The organism is Hahella sp. CCB-MM4 (assembly GCF_002260525.1).
Lineage (GTDB): Bacteria > Pseudomonadota > Gammaproteobacteria > Pseudomonadales > Oleiphilaceae > Hahella.
Window position 1 is genome coordinate 1 of record NZ_MRYI01000011.1, and the last position, 17079, is coordinate 17079.

Sequence of the window (17079 nt, forward strand, 5' to 3'; positions counted from 1 at the left end):
GAATGAGCCAGTAGGAAGGCTCATAATGATAAGGGGCAAAAATCCAGTATTCGCCGCCAATGCGGTAGCCCCTCAACTGATGATGCGCGAGGATCAGTTCCTGCAGTTCCATATGAAAATTCCCTGTCGTCCCGAACTCAAAGGGCGTGATTGTCTGTCAGCTTTACCATGTTTGTCAAAGAAACACCCCTAGACACATACACTTAGCCATATCGCCATAGGCCAAATTACATAGAAAAATGGAGAGATTTAGAAAACCGATGCTTAACCAACAGAACTTGAATACAAACTGGGCCGAGTGATGAATTGTCTGACAGGTCAAATCAGGTCACATGATTTCATCGCCTTTTAGATTGACCACGTAACAATAATCCGGCAAATTTCCAAGCGGCCGTCTATGCGGTTTTTAGCAAACAGCCTCCAAATAAGGACCTCCCGTGCGGACTATTCGAGTTCACTGCAATCAACCTCTCAATGTCGGAAATACGATTATGGCCGGCCCAGACATCGCCAACTATGTCGGCCGGGTTTTAAGACTGAAACCGAATGACCAGATCCGCCTGTTCAATGGCGAAGGCTTTGATGTACTCGCAACCATCAAACAAGTAGAACGCAAAGACATCAGCCTGTCGCTCGAAGAAAAGATAGAACTGCAAAACGAGTCCCCGATCAAGATTACCCTGGGCCAGGTGGTCTCCCGTGGCGACCGCATGGATTACGCTATCCAGAAAGCGGTGGAATTGGGAGTCAATGCTATCGCTCCATTAACCAGTGAGCGTTGTGAAGTGAGACTGGACGACAACCGCAAGGAAAAACGCCGGGGCCACTGGCAACAGGTTGTGGTCAGCGCCTGTGAGCAATCCGGGCGGGCAGTAGTACCACAGGTAACTGAAATTGCGTCGGTTGATGACTGGCTGAACAGCATTGAGGCCGAACTCAAGCTGATTTTACATCCTCATGATAAACCGGAAAACGTCACACCTTTATGGCAGGATAATAGCCGTTCACCGGCATCGATTGCTCTTTTGATAGGACCGGAAGGTGGCTTCAGTGAGGATGAGGTATCTCTGGCAGAATCCAGGGGTTTCAAAAGGCTGTGTCTGGGGCCCAGAGTACTACGCACAGAAACTGCACCTGTAGCAGGGCTAACCTATCTGCAATGTGCCTGGGGAGACTTCCAGCTGCCCTGACCCGTTGTCTTATGCCACTGTCGGATAATCCGGCAGCCATGGCTATTGTATGCAGATAAAATGAACCATGGATCACTTGATCGAAGGGATGGCGCTGCCGGTATAACATACTGAGGGACAGAAAATAGGACGTATATGAAGAGTAATAAATCCAAACATCTCATTGTTAGTGGATTCGTCGGATTAACAATAGTACTGATCGCTTATCTGGTCTCCTCTAAGCCAACACCTCCGGTCAAACCCAAGCAGGAAACGGTTTGGACCGTGGATACCGAACGACTGACCCGGGTGGACAGATCCCCTGAGCTGGACTTGATTGGAGAAATTGAGTCGACCCAGCGTACCCTGATCACCAGCCGCAGCAGCAGTACAGTAACAGCGACTCCGTTCCTGGCAGGGCGTGAGTTTCATCAGAGTGATATCCTGCTACGCCTCGATGATGTGGAAGTCGGTGCGACGCTCACTCAGCGGCAGGCAGATGTTCAGGAGCTTGAAGCCGCCATCGCTGAGGCCCGGGCTAACCATCAAGCGAATCAGGAAGCCCTTAAAACTGAGGAGACCTTGCTGGCTCTGGCCCGTAAAGCTTATGAGCGGCAACAGCGCCTGATAAAAAACAAAGTGACTTCCGAAGAACGCTCAGACAACGCCCTCAGTGCCCTGCACCAACAGGAACTATCCGTCACCAACCGCAGGCTTAGTGTCAACAACTTCACCAATACTCTGGCTCAGCTGGAAGCCCGTCTGAAAAGAGCAAAAGCTCAGCTGACCCTTGCCCAGCTGGATATGGAACAAACCGCCTTAAAAGCTCCTTTTGACGGCCGCGTTGTAGCGTTGAAGGTTGCCATTGGCGAACGGGTACGATCAGGGGATCCTCTGATCGAGCTGGTAGCACTGGATAGTCTTGAAGTCCGGGCACAAATTCCTGACAAATGGGTTCCGCAAATCAGGTCCATGATGTCGGACAATGACACAGCGTCGGCATATGCCCTTGTCTATGGCCAGGAATTGCAACTTACCATGGACAGAATTGCCGCCGCCGCTAATACCTCCACCGGCGGTATTGATATTTATCTGCATCCGCAAAATACCGATTCGCTCCCTCTTGGCAAGCCGATTGACCTTCACGTTAAGCTGCCTCATCAGGAAAATGCCTTTACCGTCCCCCTGAGCGCTATTTATGGGGATGACAGAGTGTATATCGTGAATGAAGAGTCCCGTCTGCAGGCGGTTACCATCAATCGCCTGGGCCGCTACCGTGATGATAATGGACGTGAGCGGGTGATTTTTACTGCCCCTGAGATCGACGAGGGACAGTCCGTAGTGACCACCCAACTACCTAAAGCGGTAACCGGATTGAAAATCAAATCCCGACAGGATTCGGTTGAAAAACCGATTCCGGATAACGGCGGACAATAGGACGACATTCGACCATGAACCTGGATGATGCCGGCAAACACCAATCGGACCTGATCGGTCGCTTTGCTCAACACAAAGTCGCCGCCAACCTGCTAATGCTGATTATGCTGATGGCCGGAGCCATCGGACTGGTTAAACTCAACACCCAGTTCCTGCCCAATTTTGCATTGGATTTTATTACTGTCAGAGTGGTGTGGCCCGGAGCTGCGGCAGAAGATGTCGCCTCATCAATTACCACCCCGCTGGAACAAGAACTACGGGATCTGGATTCCGTGAAAGAAATGCGTTCCACCTCCACCCGAGGGCTCTCCCTGATAGTCATCGAATACGAAGAAGGTACTGACATGAGCCTGGCGCTTGACCAGGTCAAGGAACGGGTCAGTATGGTGCGCAACCTGCCTTCCGATTCTGAGGATCCCCAAATCAGCAAAGTGACTCGCTATGAAGATGTGGCTCAATTGGTGGTAACGTCCTCAGAGTCACTATTCGAATTGAGATCCTTGGTCAGGGAATATGAACGGGAACTGCTGGACCGGGGCATTGCCAAGATCAATTTTGTCGGCCTTCCTGAAGAAGAAATTGCCATTCAAATTCCCAGCAGTCAGATCCATGCCCTGAAGCGCTCACTGCCCGAATTGGGAAGCCTGATTACGGCACAAAGCCAGGATATTCCGGCGGGCACGACTGGCCGCAAGGACTCAGAAAGAGAACTGCGTAGTCTTCAGAAGCAAACGGATGAGGACGGTTTCCGCCGCCTGGCCGTGCTGACAACCGCCAATGGCCAGCAACTAAGACTTGGAGATATATCCCGTATCGAGAAACGGCCACAGGATCAGGCTATAGAGGTTTTCTATAAAGGTGAACCGGCCATTCTGATGCAGATTAAACGAACGGAAAATGCCGACACCTTGAAAATGGCGGAGATTTTCAATAACTGGCTGGAGGATACCCGCCCCACCCTACCGCCATCAGTGCAGCTTCACCCAGTTAGCGAAGCCTATGTTTTGATACAGGACCGCATCAATCTGCTGCTGAAAAACGGACTGGGCGGGCTGGTCCTGGTAGTCGGAATCCTGTTTATCTTCCTTAACGGAAGAGTGGCATTCTGGGTCGCCTGGGGTATCCCGGTATCTTTTATGGGCACCCTGGCTGTGATGTACCTGGCAGGTGGCAGTATCAATATGGTCAGCCTGTTTGCATTGATCATGGCACTGGGGATCATCGTTGATGATGCCATTGTAGTGGGCGAGGACGCTCTGACCCACTATCGCAGTGGAGAAAATTCCCTGCGTGCCGCTGAGGGGGGCGCCCGACGCATGTTTGTGCCGGTCATGTCCTCCTCCTTAACCACCATTGCCGCATTCTTGCCGCTGATGATTATCGGCGGCATCATCGGCAATATTCTGGTCGCGATACCTGTCGTCATTATCTGCGTCATCATTGCCTCGCTTATTGAGAGCTTCTTGGTACTCCCCGGCCACCTGCGTCACAGTTTTCATAAGAATCATCACAAGTCTCCTGGGCCTACACGGCAGAAACTCGATCAATGGTTTGACAACATCAGGGACAAGCGTTTCCGCCCTCTGGTGACAGCCGCGTTGAATAATCGCGCACATACTCTGATTCTCGTGGTCTGCCTGTTTGCTTTTGCCGTCTCTCTATTAATAAGCGGCAGACTGCAGTTCACCTTTTTCCCGACCCCGGAAAACACTTTTCTCATCGGTAGTGTGAAATTTGCAGCAGGAACTCCGGCGGACAAGGTGAAAACCTATGCCCACCAGATGGAAGAGGCTCTCTGGGAAACCAACGAAGAGTTGAAGGGTACTAACTCTGATCTGGTGCTGCATTCTCTTGTGAGGATCAACACGGGTAGCTTTGACGGCGGCCAGAATTTTCAGAACGGCGATCAGTACGCGACGGTGCAGGCAGAGCTGGCCTCTCCGGACCAACGCGATATCCGCAACACTGAAATCATTAAAACCTGGGAATCCAAGCTGCCTTCTATTGATGGTATTGAGCAGCTTTCGATTTCCAGTCCGCGTGGAGGCCCACCCGGCAAGGACATCGACGTATTCCTTCGTAACGCTCCGCCGGAAAGACTGAAAGCCGCTGCAGAAGAGATCGCGACGGCTTTGAGATCCTTTCAAGGCATCGGAAATATTCAGGATGACCTGCCTTACGGCAAACAACAGTTCATCTACAAGCTCACACCGACCGGTCAGGCGTTGGGTCTGAGTGTGGCCGATGTTGGTCGACAGTTGCGGGCAGCTTTTGACGGGCAGCTATTGCAGATCATCAACGAGAACGAGGATGAAATTGAAGTCAGAGTGGTGCTGCCGGATGACGAACGGGATCAACAGAGTGCCTTGACCAGCTTCCCGATTGTCACGCCGCAACATCAGGTAGTATTGCTGGAGAATGTGATTGAACTGGAGTCCAGAAGAGGTCTGGAGCTATTAAGACACACCGACGGAAAGCTCGGTATTCACGTGACTGCCGAAGTGGATGCCAGTGTCACTAACGCCAACAAAGTACTGGCTGAACTGGAAGCTACCACCATGCCACAGATCGTGAATGATTATGGGCTGGTATATGAATTCAAAGGTAAAGCAGAAGAACAACGCGACACTGGACGTGACATGAGCTTTGGCGCCTTGATTGGTATCTCGCTGATCTACCTGATTCTGGCCTGGGTGTTCGCATCTTATTTCTGGCCCCTGGCTGTGATGGCCGCTATTCCCTTCGGCCTCACCGGCGCAATTATCGGCCACTGGGTGATGGGGCTGGATCTGACCATCCTCTCCCTGTTCGGCTTTTTCGGCCTGTCCGGCATTGTCGTGAATGATTCCATCATCCTAGTGACCTTTTATCAGGACCAGCGCCAAAAAGGTGTTCCCCGAACGGAAGCGCTTATTGAAGCCTCCTGTCAGCGTCTGAGGGCTGTATTGCTAACCTCTTTGACGACCATTGCAGGGTTACTGCCACTCCTGTTCGAAACCAGTCTACAGGCCCAGTTTCTGATACCAATGGCTGTCAGCATTTCCTTTGGTCTCGCATTCGCCACCGTGCTGGTACTGATGGTTATTCCGGTTATCCTGTCCCTGATTGAGGGTTTGATTGAGCGTCGACAAAAACAGCTTCAACCTTCAACACCGCCCCCTGATCACATAGTTCTACCATAACGGCTCTCTCATAAAAGAGGGCTAACCGGCCTGTGGATAACTTTGTGGAAAATTAGTCGCCAGAGCAATTCTGGCGCTAATTTTGCGAAGCAGATTCGGATTCCTGTCAAAACACCTTGCCCAAGAGCCAACAGAATCAATAGGTTAATATCCAAACAATTGCTGCCTGACGGCTGCAACAGAAAATTGACAATATCGAGTTGCGCACGATTAGTGTGCATAACCTATGACATTTTCATGACAATAGCCGCCTGATACTACCGGCATTCACGTGGAGCCCACTCTATGGACTGGCTATCCAATCCTGACATTTGGAAATACGGCAGCATTCCGCTGATTGCTGCACTTATCGGCTGGAGCACCAACTGGCTCGCCATCAAGCTGACCTTTTACCCCCTGGAGTTCAAGGGTCTCAAACCTATTTTCGGATGGCAGGGCATTATTCCCTCCAAAGCCGAGAGAATGGCGGTTATCAGTGTGGACTCCACCATCTCGAAAATTGGCACCGTACAGGAAGTGTTCGAACAGATAGATCCCACCATTCTGGCTGAACACATCGTTGAGACGGTTCTCCCCCGTATTGAGGATTACGTCGACGCCCTGATGCTGCAAGAGCACCCCACCCTTTGGGAGAACCTGCCCAATAGCATGAAGGCCATGGTCTATTCACGAGTAAGAAAAAGCGCTCCCTCGCTGATAGACAACCTGGTGGACGATATTGGTGAGCAGGTGGAGGATCTGCTGGACATAAAAGATATGGTCACCCGCCAGCTGGTTGCGGACAAGCACTTGCTTAATCGTATATTCCTAGAGTGTGGCGCGGCAGAATTTCGTTTCATCATCAACAGCGGGCTGGGTTTTGGCTTTTTATTCGGCCTTCTGCAAATGGGGTTGTGGGCGTTGTTTCCAAACGAATGGGTCTTGCCGGTTTGCGGATTTCTGGTTGGATGGGCCACCAACTGGATCGCCCTCAATGTCATATTCCGTCCCTTGCACCCGATCAAAGTAGGCCCAATCCGCCTGCATGGCTTGTTCCTTAAACGCCAAAAAGAAGTCGCCACTTCCTTTTGCCGGATTGTGACACATGAAATCCTGACCGTGGGACGAATAGTCAACGCCATGCTCAATGGTCCCAAATGCGCAAGAACCAGAGCCCTGATCAAGAAACATGTAAAACCTGTGGTCGACGATACTGCGGGGATCAGTAAACCACTGACACAGTTGGCCTTGGGTCCAAAGAAGTTCGCCGATCTGAAATTGAAGGTGGGAGATAAAGCCGTTGAGATCTCATCGGAAATGCTGGATGACCCAATGTTCAATCAGGAACGAGCAGAGGCCGTCGAATCCATTATGAGAAGCCGGATGGAGTCTCTGTCGCCAGAAGAGTTCCAGAATCTTTTACGGCCATGCTTCCAGGAAGATGAAATCAAGCTGATTGCCATTGGAGGAGTTCTTGGTGCCTTGGCGGGATTACTTCAGCTGATATTCATCTTCGATTGGGCAATATAGATCTATTAACGTTTATAAGAGCTATTCTCCTTTATAGGAGCTATTCACCTTTTGTAAGAGTTATTCACCTTTGAGCGTTTTTTAGGCAAAATCATAGATTCAGATGCTAGGGATGCTCATTTCTCACTCACCACTTGACCGTTTATCGGGAATATAGACCATATGGACTATAACTTTTGATTATTTTTTGACTTTTATTTGTACATAGTTAAAATTGTCAAAAACGTAACAGAGTGTTAACAGGATGACCTCAATGTATCACCAAAGTCGGCTGGGTCGGGATGAGACCTCACGTGAGCGTTTAGAAAAGCAGCTATTCAGGGATGTTCAGCGTCTAATTCGCTATTTGGACAGCCGCAAACAACTTTCATCAGTTGATAGCAGCCTGATGGCAGACTACGAGCGCATGATTCTGGAGCGCTGCGAAGTTCTGGGCGAAATTTCCCGTCGCTGATCCCCCTGATAATCTGGCCTTGTTTCAATAGGCCAGTTGTATCTGTATCTCCCCTTTACAGTAGAGACAATAATCCCTCTATGTATATTGCTATGCTCAATGCCGGCAGTATATGCACACAGGCTTCCCTGGATGTTTCGAAACCAGGATTTTCTCTGGATTTCCCCCTGACAATTCCATCATTCCCATCCAAAATCAGCTTTTCATTCAGATGAAAAATTGGCAGGCTTAACCATGCCTCCCAAAGAAAAAATTAGAGTGCCACTAAGGATCCAAGATGCAGCGTATCATTCGACGCACCATTCTTACGCTATTTATTGTTTTAGTCAGTTTGTTGTTGATTATCTGGGGGTTAACACCAGTAATAGCCCGAACCGTACTGGAAGACTTCTTTGCAGAAAACGGCGCAACGTTCACTGCCGAGTCTCTGTCCCTCAATCCATTCACCACGGAAGTGGGTGCAGAAGATCTGAAGGTGACACTCGACAATGACCTGGAATTCAAGCTGGATGGATTCAGGTTAGCGCTGTCACTCCTCCCTCTTTTCGAAAAGAAAGTGATCGTGGACCAGATAGAAGTCCGCGGTCTGCAATTGGATATCACACAGCTTTCCGACGGCTGGCAGATTGCCGGTGTAAAAATCGGAGACAACAACGCAGAGGAGGAAACTCCGCCTCCTGAAGACGAATCTACCTCCACTCCCTGGGATGTATTGCTTCCATCCATCGTTTTTACCAATAGCCGTATCAATGTGACACGATTGGGGCAGGATGCTGATACGCCGCTGCATGATGAGTTAACTCTGAACGAACTTCAGGTCAGTAACATTGAGGGGCAAGGCCTGAACTGGAAAGGGGCGGCCACTCTTTCTGCGGTAGCTAACGGCGCTACCCTGGACCTTGGATCCTCATTCCGCTATACCCCCGAGCAATTACTTCTCTGGCTGGACATTAAGCTGCTGACCGCCAGCCTGGATCAATTTTCTCACTACGTGCCAGCTCCGATGAACCAGGGTAATTTAAATGTCACCCTGGTAGGTGAAGTGGTCGTAAACCAGAAACCGGATAATCTGATTGTTACTGCCACCACCAAACAGTTTGATATAGATCGAATTTCCCTCCCGGCTGCTGATCTGGCAATCGAAAGTGAACGAACCCAACTGGGCATCAATTCTCTGCAGTTGAAAGTTCCTCAACAAGGAGACGTTGCTCTCGTATTGGATGGTGCCATCAGCAGTTTCAACAGCCGCATTAGCGACGTAACGGGTAAAAATCTGCTTGCCTCATGGGACTCCCTGAAGGTCAGCCCTTTGCAAACCAGCGCCGTCGGGTCGGATTTCACTCTTTCCATTGGCCAGGTTGATAGCACCGGATTAACGGCATCACAAGCCAGTAATGACAGTGGCCAACTACCCGCCTTGGTTCATCTGGGCAAACTGATTGTCGATAAGATCGATGTCTCCCCGGCTGGCGCTGAGATTGATCAGGTTCATATTAGCAATCTCGAATCCCATGTGATCATGGATAAAAGCCGCCAGTTGACGACTTTGGTAGCTCTTGGCTCTCCAGAACAACCGCCCTCCACCGAGGAGGAGGCAACATCAGAACCATCCCCATCGAAGCAGGAGAACACGGAGCCGTCGTCAGAGCAGCCATCATCAGAGCAGCCTGAAACTCCAAATGATGCCTCTGAGCCTTTCTACGTGATACTGCACCAGCTATCGGTGGATGGAGAATCTAGTGTCCATTTGACTGATGGCGGCGTGACACCGGCATTGGAAAGAACTCTGTTCATCAATTCCCTGACCGTTGAAGGTATTAATACCAAAGACCCTCAACAGGCTATTCATGTCGTCCTGGACGGAAAGACTGATAAGTATTCCATCGTTAAAACAGACACCCGGTTATATCCATTTGCGGAAAAATTAAGCCTGGATACCCGCACTGAATTGACCGAGGCACAAATGCCGCCATTTTCACCCTATGTGGCAGAAGCTCTTGGTTACGACATTGAAAGCGGTCAGTTGGACATGAATATCGCTCTGACGATTGATCAGGGAATTCTGGACGGAAAAACGATGCTGACCATGCGGGAGTTTGATCTGAGCGGCAGCAAAGTGAAGGAGGACAACGTGAAGGATGCGAGCGCCATTCCGTTAAATGTCGCTGTTGGGATGCTAAAAGACAGCCAGGATAATATTGAGCTGGAAATCCCCATGAGTGGAAATATTGACGATCCGGAATTCGGATGGGGCAGCTTCCTGAGCATCATATTCAAAAAAGCGCTGTTCAAAGCGACAACATCCTATGTCATGCAGACATTTGTGCCATATGCAAATGTCATCAGTATTGCCCAGATTGCGGGCGAACAAATGCTGAAAGTCCGGGTTGAGCCACTCAAGTTCCCCGCGACCCAAACCGCCATCGAAGCAGAGCAGAAAGCTTTCCTCGAGGAACTGGCGAAGTTGATGAAGGATAAAGAGGACGCTCAACTCAAAGCCTGTCCGTATGCCACACCGGCAGATTTGGGCCTGCCTCAGCCTCCTGCCGCACTATCGGATGAACAACTCAAAACGCTGAAAGAGATATCCAGCACCCGCGGTGAGGCTGTGAAAGACTTTTTAATCAGCCAAGACATCAAGTCTTCAAGGGTATTGCTCTGCTCTCCTGGCGTTGACAGTGAAGCCAAGGCAGAACCAAGGCTGGAGTTTGACCTCTAACTCCCACGGAAAGCAGTCTCCCCTCGGAGACTGCTGAGCCCCACACTAATCTGTAGTGTTTCCAGCTACTACCGCATTTCCGTCTTTCGTCATGCCTCCACGAACCCAGTCAGCGACGGTCAATTCTCCGAGAGACTGGTCTAACGATTTCTGTAATCTGTCATACAGTTTCGTGACTTCATACTCCCTTCGTAAAGAAGGGGGTAGCGGAGATTCTGCTGACCGAAGAACACCCAGAACGTCTTTCATCAACGTTTTGTCCAGGGATCTGGCCGGCAGTAGCTCATCCTTGTCCGAGCCGGATATGGCCAACAGCCCCAGCCGTATCATCTTGTCAATCATACGCTGAATCACTTCCGGCCCTACCGATAACTCAGATTCCATTGCAGAAATTGAGGTTCCTCCCCCATGCTGGTCAAAGTGTCTGCATACCTGATACAGGATAGAGAGTCCGGTCCGCTCATCCACTTCAGCGCTGGGTTTCTGTCGGCTATCACGAGTTATCTGCAGAGAATGCTGCGCATAAAAAGACACCGATGCACCAATCAATAAAATCAACCAGGCAAGATAGATCCAAATGAGAAGGACGATTCCCACAGCAAAGCCGGAATAGATGGCCGCATAGTTTGTCGAGCCTGCCACGATCTTGGTAAAGGCAAATCCGGCACTTTGCCAGATGATTCCTGCCACCAGTCCGCCGAAGAAAGCATACTTAAGCTTTACCCGGGTGTTGGGAATGAACACGTACAAAAATGTGAAGAGTCCGATGATCATCAAATAGGGAGTCATGCGGCTGAAGAATGAAAACAACCAACCAAATGGCTCCACACTACGCAGCTGGACAATGACGTCAGAGCCAACAACCGTGGCCGTGGCCCCCAACGCTGAAAACACCAGTAGAGGCCCTACGAGGATCACACTGAGGTAATTACTGAACCTTTGGGCGAGTGAACGGATATGGGTTACCCGCCAGATTTCGTTAAACGAGCGCTCAACTTTTTGCACCAGAGAAATAACGGTGTAGATCAGCAGCCCCAATCCAACGGATCCCAGGACCCCAACTTTGATGTTGTCGACAAACGAGAGTACGTTCTCCACTATTTCCGGCCCCTTATCTCCCAGGGGGGCCACCAGTTCCATAAGCATGGGTTGCAACTGGCTGTGATGAACATTAAAGCCTTTCAGAACGGAAAAACTCAGTGCCAGGAAGGGCACGATGGACAACAGCGTGGTATAAACCAGACTCATGGCATGCAGGGTGATCTGTCCCCCGATGACGTCCCGAATGACAGCAAAGAACACTCTGGCTGTATGCCAGCCGATATTCATCCATCGTGAACTGTTGGCTGTCTCATGCTGCCAAAGCCATCGTTCAAACTTCACTAACCAGTTGTCTGACACTGATTCTGTCATAACATCCTCAACTTTTTCCGCCCAAGCCAAGCATCTTGGTTCTGCTGACGAACTGTTTTTGTAAAGAACGGATTCGACCGAGAATCCGCTCCGATAATATATTGTCTATTCCAGTAGAGACTTACTCGCCCCAAAGCGTGGCGATTATTAGCCGCGAGCCCCCATGGTTCCGGTGTTCTCCCAGGTATATTCCCTGCCAGGTTCCTAACGCAAGCTGGCCGTCTGTCACAGGGATGCTGATGCTGTGCCCCACCGTCACCGTCTTGATATGTGCCGGCATGTCGTCAGCCCCTTCCAGAGTATGCTTATAGTATGGTGCATTTTCCGGAACTGTCTGGTTGAAATGAGCTTCCATGTCCTCACGAACTGTTGGATCTGCATTTTCATTAATCGTCAGTGAGGCGCTGGTATGCTGAATAAACAAATGTATAACGCCGACCTTCATCTGACCGATTTCCGGCAGACTCTGGCAAACTTCTCGCGTAATCAAATGAAACCCTCTGGCTTTGGGCTTCAAACGAATCTCTTTTTGTGTCCACATAACAAGCTCTTAAAGATCAGAATTCAATAATCATCTCATTACAATACAGCATACACCCGTCCTCAAGAAATCAACGATGACAACAGATAAACGAATCCTTAAAGTGAGCGTAAATCTTTTGCTTTGACGTTTGCTATTGAAAGTAAAAGGCAGCATTGATCCTCCAGAGGAATGGAAAATACTTGGCTAACTCGGAAACACTGACCAGAAGCAGCATAGATCATATTTATCGCACCGAATCACGCCGTGTACTGGCGACTCTGATTCGCTTGCTCGGCAGTTTTGAGCTGGCTGAGGAAGCGCTGCACGAAGCCTTTGCCGCCGCCGTCAAGCAATGGCCGGAAGAAGGGGTACCGTCCAATCCCCGGGCATGGTTGGTTTCTACAGGGCGATTCAAAATTATTGACCGGTTACGCCGCGATGCAAAATTCGACACCCTACAGGATCAGATAGCTGACAAGCTGGAAAATGAATCTGTTGATCCTGCCGATCTTGCGGACGATCAGATTGAGGACGACCGTCTAAGACTGATATTCACCTGCTGTCATCCCAGCCTGGCCCAAGAAGCACAGGTCGCGCTTACCCTCCGGGAAATCTGTGATCTGACAACAGAAGAAATTGCCAGAGCTTTCCTGATCAAACCCACCACCGTGGCACAAAGAATTGTCAGGGCTAAATCCAAAATTCGCGATGCCGGCATTCCCTACGAGGTTCCGCCACCACCGGAACTGCCTGAACGCCTGGAGTCGGTCCTGCAGGTGATTTATCTCATTTTTAATGAGGGCTACGCAGCCTCCACCGGAGATGATCTGCTCAGGCTGGATTTCACTGACGAAGCTATTCGACTGGGACGATTGCTCAACCAATTGTTGGACGATTCGGAAATCAAGGGTCTGCTGGCACTGATGCTGCTCCATGACTCCAGAAGAACAGCGCGAGCATCAGCCGATGGCAATTTAATATTGCTGGAGGATCAGGACCGCTCACTCTGGAATCAAAAGGCGATTGAAGAAGGCTCAGAACTTGTTCGTGAGGCGATGAATGCTCCCTCTGTGGGTATGTATTCCTTACAGGCAGCCATTGCAGCTACCCATGCCAGAGCCCCAACCTATGCTGATACTGACTGGAACCAGATCGCTGGCCTTTATACCTTGCTGCTACAGGCCAATCCATCACCCGTAGTGGAACTCAACCGGGCCGTTGCCATCGCCATGAAAGATGGGCCCGAAGCCGGTCTGACACTCATCGATGACATATTGACCCGGGGAGATCTGGAGAAATACCACTTAGCTCACGCCGCCCGGGCAGATCTCTGTCGTCGGCTGGGCCGCCATGATGACGCCAGGAGCGCCTATCAAAAGGCGCTGGAGCTGGCGCAGCTGGAACCTGAGAAACGGTTTCTGCAGCGCCGTCTGATGGAGCTGAATGAGTAATTCGAATAATGCTCTGAAGAGAATAATTTTCATAAAAAAATGCGGACACTGTCGAAAATCAGGCTCGCCCACCGACTAATCCATGACCCTGCCAACCTACAGCAGATTCCCATGCTTGATAGCAAACCTGAAGGAACGGAGAAGAGAATGAAATATTTATGCCTCGTTTACTACGATGAGAAGATGATGGCTCAGATGAACCAACAGGAATGGGACACCCTGAATCGGGAATGCATGTCCTGCGTCGACAATCTTCAAAGTCAGGGCCATTTTCTGAGCGGCGCTCCTCTGCATCCGGTATCCACGGCCACCACCATAAGAGTCCGCAACAACCAGTTGAGCACGATGGATGGCCCATTCGCAGAAACCAAGGAACAACTCGCAGGCTACTACCTTCTGGAAGCACGGGACTTGAATGAAGCCATTCAGCTCGCCAGTAAAATACCACCGGCTCGCTATGGCAGCGTCGAAGTCAGGCCAGTCAGGGAATTACAGGCAGAGGGTAATGTGGGGTATGTATAGCCTGAACTAAACTGCGTACCGACTCTATCCCCTGCGGGGCCTTCCCTTACTCAAAGGCACTGCAGGGTGAAAAGCCTTTCGAAAAGAAAACATATACAGTTTGGTATCGGTTGTTTTCTTTATTCCTTTGCAATACTGGCTCCAAAATCCTCCAGTATGGTAATCAGGCTATCGTCTCTAACCCCCCATATAAATGGACCAATCAGTATCGTCTGCTCCACTTTCCCCTGTTGAAGAATAGAAATGGTCAGCTTGTTGCGCTCTACACTGATATCAGCCAATCCTTCAGACGGATCGAACTTCAACACCTGCATAGAAACGCCAAACCATTTATCTTCCAGGGTATTTGACTTGCCGGAAACGGTATAGGTATGCCCACTAACCAGCAAAATAGCCAAGCTTGTGGATGCCAGGATAGTTTTTAGCACTAGAGACGATCCAGAGCGGCTTGGCCTCGCAAAAACTAAAAATAAAAAGACAACCAAGTAAAAGACCAGTGCAATCCATTGGCCGATTGGTGCTGGTGCTGTAGTCACATCAAGAGCATCGCTTCCTCCAGCCATAAAAACAGGATCATTGATTGCAAAAATTAATACAGACAGCAATCCTCCAATAAGAACAATAATTGAGGCTAGCAAGATTTTGATCTTCATAAAATTCATTCAGTATTTAAAGCCAATTCCGACAACATTTGTCATATTCTTGCTTTCCCCCTGTCGAGCATAAAACGCTCCCTCAACCATCAGCATGGATGAATTACTCCCGTCAAGAAATATAGCGTTATCGAAACCTACGTTGAGCAATTTTGCTTGCAGAGAGGTTAGGGGTAAATCTCCGCTATTGTCAGGTAGAACCAGTACCGCAAGTTTTTTCTCTTTTGAATGGTGCGCGATTGCCGTGATTCCCGTCCGTGGAGAGGATGCATGCTTAGTAAATGCAGTGAAAGTAGCGTTACTGCGCTGAATGAGATTTTTTGCTTTTTCCGGCGATGGCTTGCCAACCGGTTTCCCTGGAGTCGTGCCCTTGCGATATTTATTAACAACACCATAGGGTAACCCATTCACTATGATAGGTCCCGCACCTCCAATAGCAGCATCAACATTGACAGGTGCTGAACCGAAGCCAAATTGATACTTTGGTGATTTCGATTGGGTGTTTGCAATAAAGAAGTTCAGAGGTGCCGCCCTACCCGCTATTACCGTTTTTCCTAACACGGTATAGCCTTCAGGCTCTATCCCCTTGGGTGTTACAGGATCGCTGCCTACTGCATAGTCTATTTTTCCTGTTGTATTAATCCCGTAGACTTGGGCATTGATTGTCGCAAGGTAGCCGTTAGTCCTGGTTGCTTCCATAGCGCGGGCATCAAACATGATTTCCGACGTACGTACAAATGGCTCCATCTTCACACTGTCATCAAAGACTAAATAAAAGAGTGGGCCATCCTTCAAAAACGCATACGACTTACCTTTGGTATGATGAGCAACCTGACTCCAAAATCCTCTAATGCCAAGTTCCAACTCCATTGGGGTTGCCATGACTTTTCCTTCTATAACCAATCAACAGATTGCAACATCCTAACAATCTGTTACATCACAATTAATCGGCCAAAAGACCTAAAATAAAACGTACTAAACCAGCTATAACACAGAACTAAGTCGTCATAAGGGCACGCGCAACTGCTGATGCTCTGCAAAGTGACGGATATTGTCAGCCGTCATATCAATCAGTCTTTGCCGGGCTTCGACGCTTGCCCAGGCACAATGGGGGGTGACGATCAGATTCGGGATATCATCCTGCAGCAGAGGATTTCCCTCGACAGGAGGTTCCCTGGTCAGTACATCGAAACCGGCACCACCGAGACGCCCGGCTCGTAATGCATCGGCAAGAGCCTGCTCATTTACAAGTCCGCCACGGGCTGTGTTGATCAGGATGGCGTCCGGTTTCATCATGGTCAGGGTTTTCTCGTTGAGCATCTCACTGGTATCTTCAGACAGCAGGCAGTGCAGGCTCAAGATATCCACCTGTGGTAACAACTCCCCCAAAGGCAGGTAGTCGACACCATCGTGATGGCCCGTTTTCCCTCCCGGCCGAGCGCCGACTAATACCTCTAAGCCAAACGCCGGCGCGACTTTGGCAACAGCCTGCCCCAGTTCTCCATAACCGATGACACCCAGCTTGCGGCCTGCCAGTTCCCGGATCGGGTAGTCCATCAGACAAAAAGTCTGGCTTTGATGCCAGCGACCGTCTCTTACGGCACCGGTATAAGATAGAAGGTTGTTGGATAGTGCCAGAATCAAAGAGTATACGTGCTGGACAATAGTGGCCGTTCCATAATGGGCAACGTTGCGGACTTCAATGCCATGTTTTTCAGCCGCCAGCATGTCGATATTGTTGGTACCCGTTGCAGTCACGGCGATCAGCCTGAGCTGGGGATTGTCGATCATATGGCGTTCACTCAGAACCACTTTGTTCACGATCACAACATCATACCCCCGGATACGCTCGTCAACCTGTTCCGGTAAGGTATGAGGATATTGCTTCAGCTCCGGCACACTTTGCTCGATAGACTGTAAAGAAACGCCGGTCCCCAGACTGTCAGCATCCAAAATAACCGCTTTCATGGTGATTCTCCCCAAAATCTATTGATAAACACATATCGCCTGACACGCTTTATTAATCCATATTATGAAAACTCGCAAT

13 protein-coding genes are annotated in these 17079 nt (G+C 49.8%); 8 read left to right on the forward strand and 5 right to left on the reverse strand.

Annotation, left to right across the window (positions count from 1 at the left end; genetic code table 11):
- Nucleotides 1–437: 437 nt before the first annotated feature.
- From BTA51_RS17760 to BTA51_RS17785, 6 genes are all read left to right on the forward strand, one after another.
- Nucleotides 438–1190, forward strand: coding sequence for a 16S rRNA (uracil(1498)-N(3))-methyltransferase (locus BTA51_RS17760; RefSeq protein ID WP_094709673.1), 753 nt, complete (start codon nucleotides 438–440; stop codon nucleotides 1188–1190).
- A gap of 135 nt (nucleotides 1191–1325) precedes the next feature.
- Nucleotides 1326–2606 carry an efflux RND transporter periplasmic adaptor subunit gene (locus BTA51_RS17765; protein WP_094709675.1) on the forward strand — a complete coding sequence of 427 codons (1281 nt, stop codon included), beginning with the start codon at nucleotides 1326–1328 and terminating at the stop codon, nucleotides 2604–2606.
- Between the two features lie 14 nt (nucleotides 2607–2620).
- A complete protein-coding gene (locus tag BTA51_RS17770) occupies nucleotides 2621–5788 on the forward strand; it encodes an efflux RND transporter permease subunit (protein ID WP_094709677.1) in 3168 nt (1055 codons plus the stop codon).
- A gap of 285 nt (nucleotides 5789–6073) precedes the next feature.
- Nucleotides 6074–7297 (forward strand): hypothetical protein, encoded by a 1224-nt coding sequence (locus BTA51_RS17775; protein ID WP_094709679.1) that lies wholly within the window; start codon nucleotides 6074–6076, stop codon nucleotides 7295–7297.
- 253 nt (nucleotides 7298–7550) lie between these two features.
- Nucleotides 7551–7751: a hypothetical protein gene (locus BTA51_RS17780; protein WP_094709681.1), complete on the forward strand. Its 201-nt coding sequence runs from the start codon at nucleotides 7551–7553 to the stop codon at nucleotides 7749–7751.
- A gap of 277 nt (nucleotides 7752–8028) precedes the next feature.
- Nucleotides 8029–10470, forward strand: a complete 2442-nt coding sequence (locus BTA51_RS17785; RefSeq protein WP_094709683.1) for a DUF748 domain-containing protein — start codon at nucleotides 8029–8031, stop codon at nucleotides 10468–10470.
- 45 nt (nucleotides 10471–10515) lie between these two features.
- On the opposite strand, the gene BTA51_RS17790 is transcribed toward BTA51_RS17785, so the two are convergent.
- A complete protein-coding gene (locus BTA51_RS17790) occupies nucleotides 10516–11883 on the reverse strand; it encodes a YihY/virulence factor BrkB family protein (protein ID WP_094709685.1) in 1368 nt (455 codons plus the stop codon).
- 121 nt (nucleotides 11884–12004) lie between these two features.
- A complete protein-coding gene (locus BTA51_RS17795) occupies nucleotides 12005–12424 on the reverse strand; it encodes a secondary thiamine-phosphate synthase enzyme YjbQ (protein WP_094709687.1) in 420 nt (139 codons plus the stop codon).
- Nucleotides 12425–12606: 182 nt separating this feature from the next.
- On the opposite strand from BTA51_RS17795, the gene BTA51_RS17800 reads away from it, so the two are divergent.
- Entirely contained in the window at nucleotides 12607–13857 is a 1251-nt protein-coding gene (locus BTA51_RS17800; protein WP_246841083.1) for an RNA polymerase sigma factor, read from the forward strand.
- Nucleotides 13858–14004: 147 nt separating this feature from the next.
- Entirely contained in the window at nucleotides 14005–14379 is a 375-nt protein-coding gene (locus BTA51_RS17805) for a YciI family protein (protein WP_094709689.1), read from the forward strand.
- A gap of 119 nt (nucleotides 14380–14498) precedes the next feature.
- On the opposite strand, the gene BTA51_RS17810 is transcribed toward BTA51_RS17805, so the two are convergent.
- From BTA51_RS17810 to BTA51_RS17820, 3 genes are all read right to left on the reverse strand, one after another.
- A complete protein-coding gene (locus BTA51_RS17810; protein WP_141215630.1) occupies nucleotides 14499–15032 on the reverse strand; it encodes a hypothetical protein in 534 nt (177 codons plus the stop codon).
- Between the two features lie 9 nt (nucleotides 15033–15041).
- On the reverse strand, nucleotides 15042–15914 hold the full coding sequence (locus BTA51_RS17815) for a phosphodiester glycosidase family protein (protein WP_094709693.1): 873 nt from the start codon (nucleotides 15912–15914) through the stop codon (nucleotides 15042–15044).
- 123 nt (nucleotides 15915–16037) lie between these two features.
- Nucleotides 16038–17000, reverse strand: a complete 963-nt coding sequence (locus tag BTA51_RS17820) for a D-2-hydroxyacid dehydrogenase (RefSeq protein WP_094709695.1) — start codon at nucleotides 16998–17000, stop codon at nucleotides 16038–16040.
- Between the last annotated feature and the right edge of the window lie 79 nt (nucleotides 17001–17079).

Coding starts and splice junctions, on each gene's coding strand:
- BTA51_RS17785 (WP_094709683.1), top strand. CDS start 8,029: ATGCAGCGTATCATTCGACGCACCATTCTTACGCTATTTATTGTTTTA.
- BTA51_RS17805 (WP_094709689.1), top strand. CDS start 14,005: ATGAAATATTTATGCCTCGTTTACTACGATGAGAAGATGATGGCTCAG.
- BTA51_RS17775 (WP_094709679.1), top strand. CDS start 6,074: ATGGACTGGCTATCCAATCCTGACATTTGGAAATACGGCAGCATTCCG.
- BTA51_RS17795 (WP_094709687.1), bottom strand. CDS start 12,424: ATGTGGACACAAAAAGAGATTCGTTTGAAGCCCAAAGCCAGAGGGTTT.
- BTA51_RS17765 (WP_094709675.1), top strand. CDS start 1,326: ATGAAGAGTAATAAATCCAAACATCTCATTGTTAGTGGATTCGTCGGA.
- BTA51_RS17810 (WP_141215630.1), bottom strand. CDS start 15,032: ATGAAGATCAAAATCTTGCTAGCCTCAATTATTGTTCTTATTGGAGGA.
- BTA51_RS17780 (WP_094709681.1), top strand. CDS start 7,551: ATGTATCACCAAAGTCGGCTGGGTCGGGATGAGACCTCACGTGAGCGT.
- BTA51_RS17820 (WP_094709695.1), bottom strand. CDS start 17,000: ATGAAAGCGGTTATTTTGGATGCTGACAGTCTGGGGACCGGCGTTTCT.
- BTA51_RS17790 (WP_094709685.1), bottom strand. CDS start 11,883: ATGACAGAATCAGTGTCAGACAACTGGTTAGTGAAGTTTGAACGATGG.
- BTA51_RS17815 (WP_094709693.1), bottom strand. CDS start 15,914: ATGGCAACCCCAATGGAGTTGGAACTTGGCATTAGAGGATTTTGGAGT.
- BTA51_RS17770 (WP_094709677.1), top strand. CDS start 2,621: ATGAACCTGGATGATGCCGGCAAACACCAATCGGACCTGATCGGTCGC.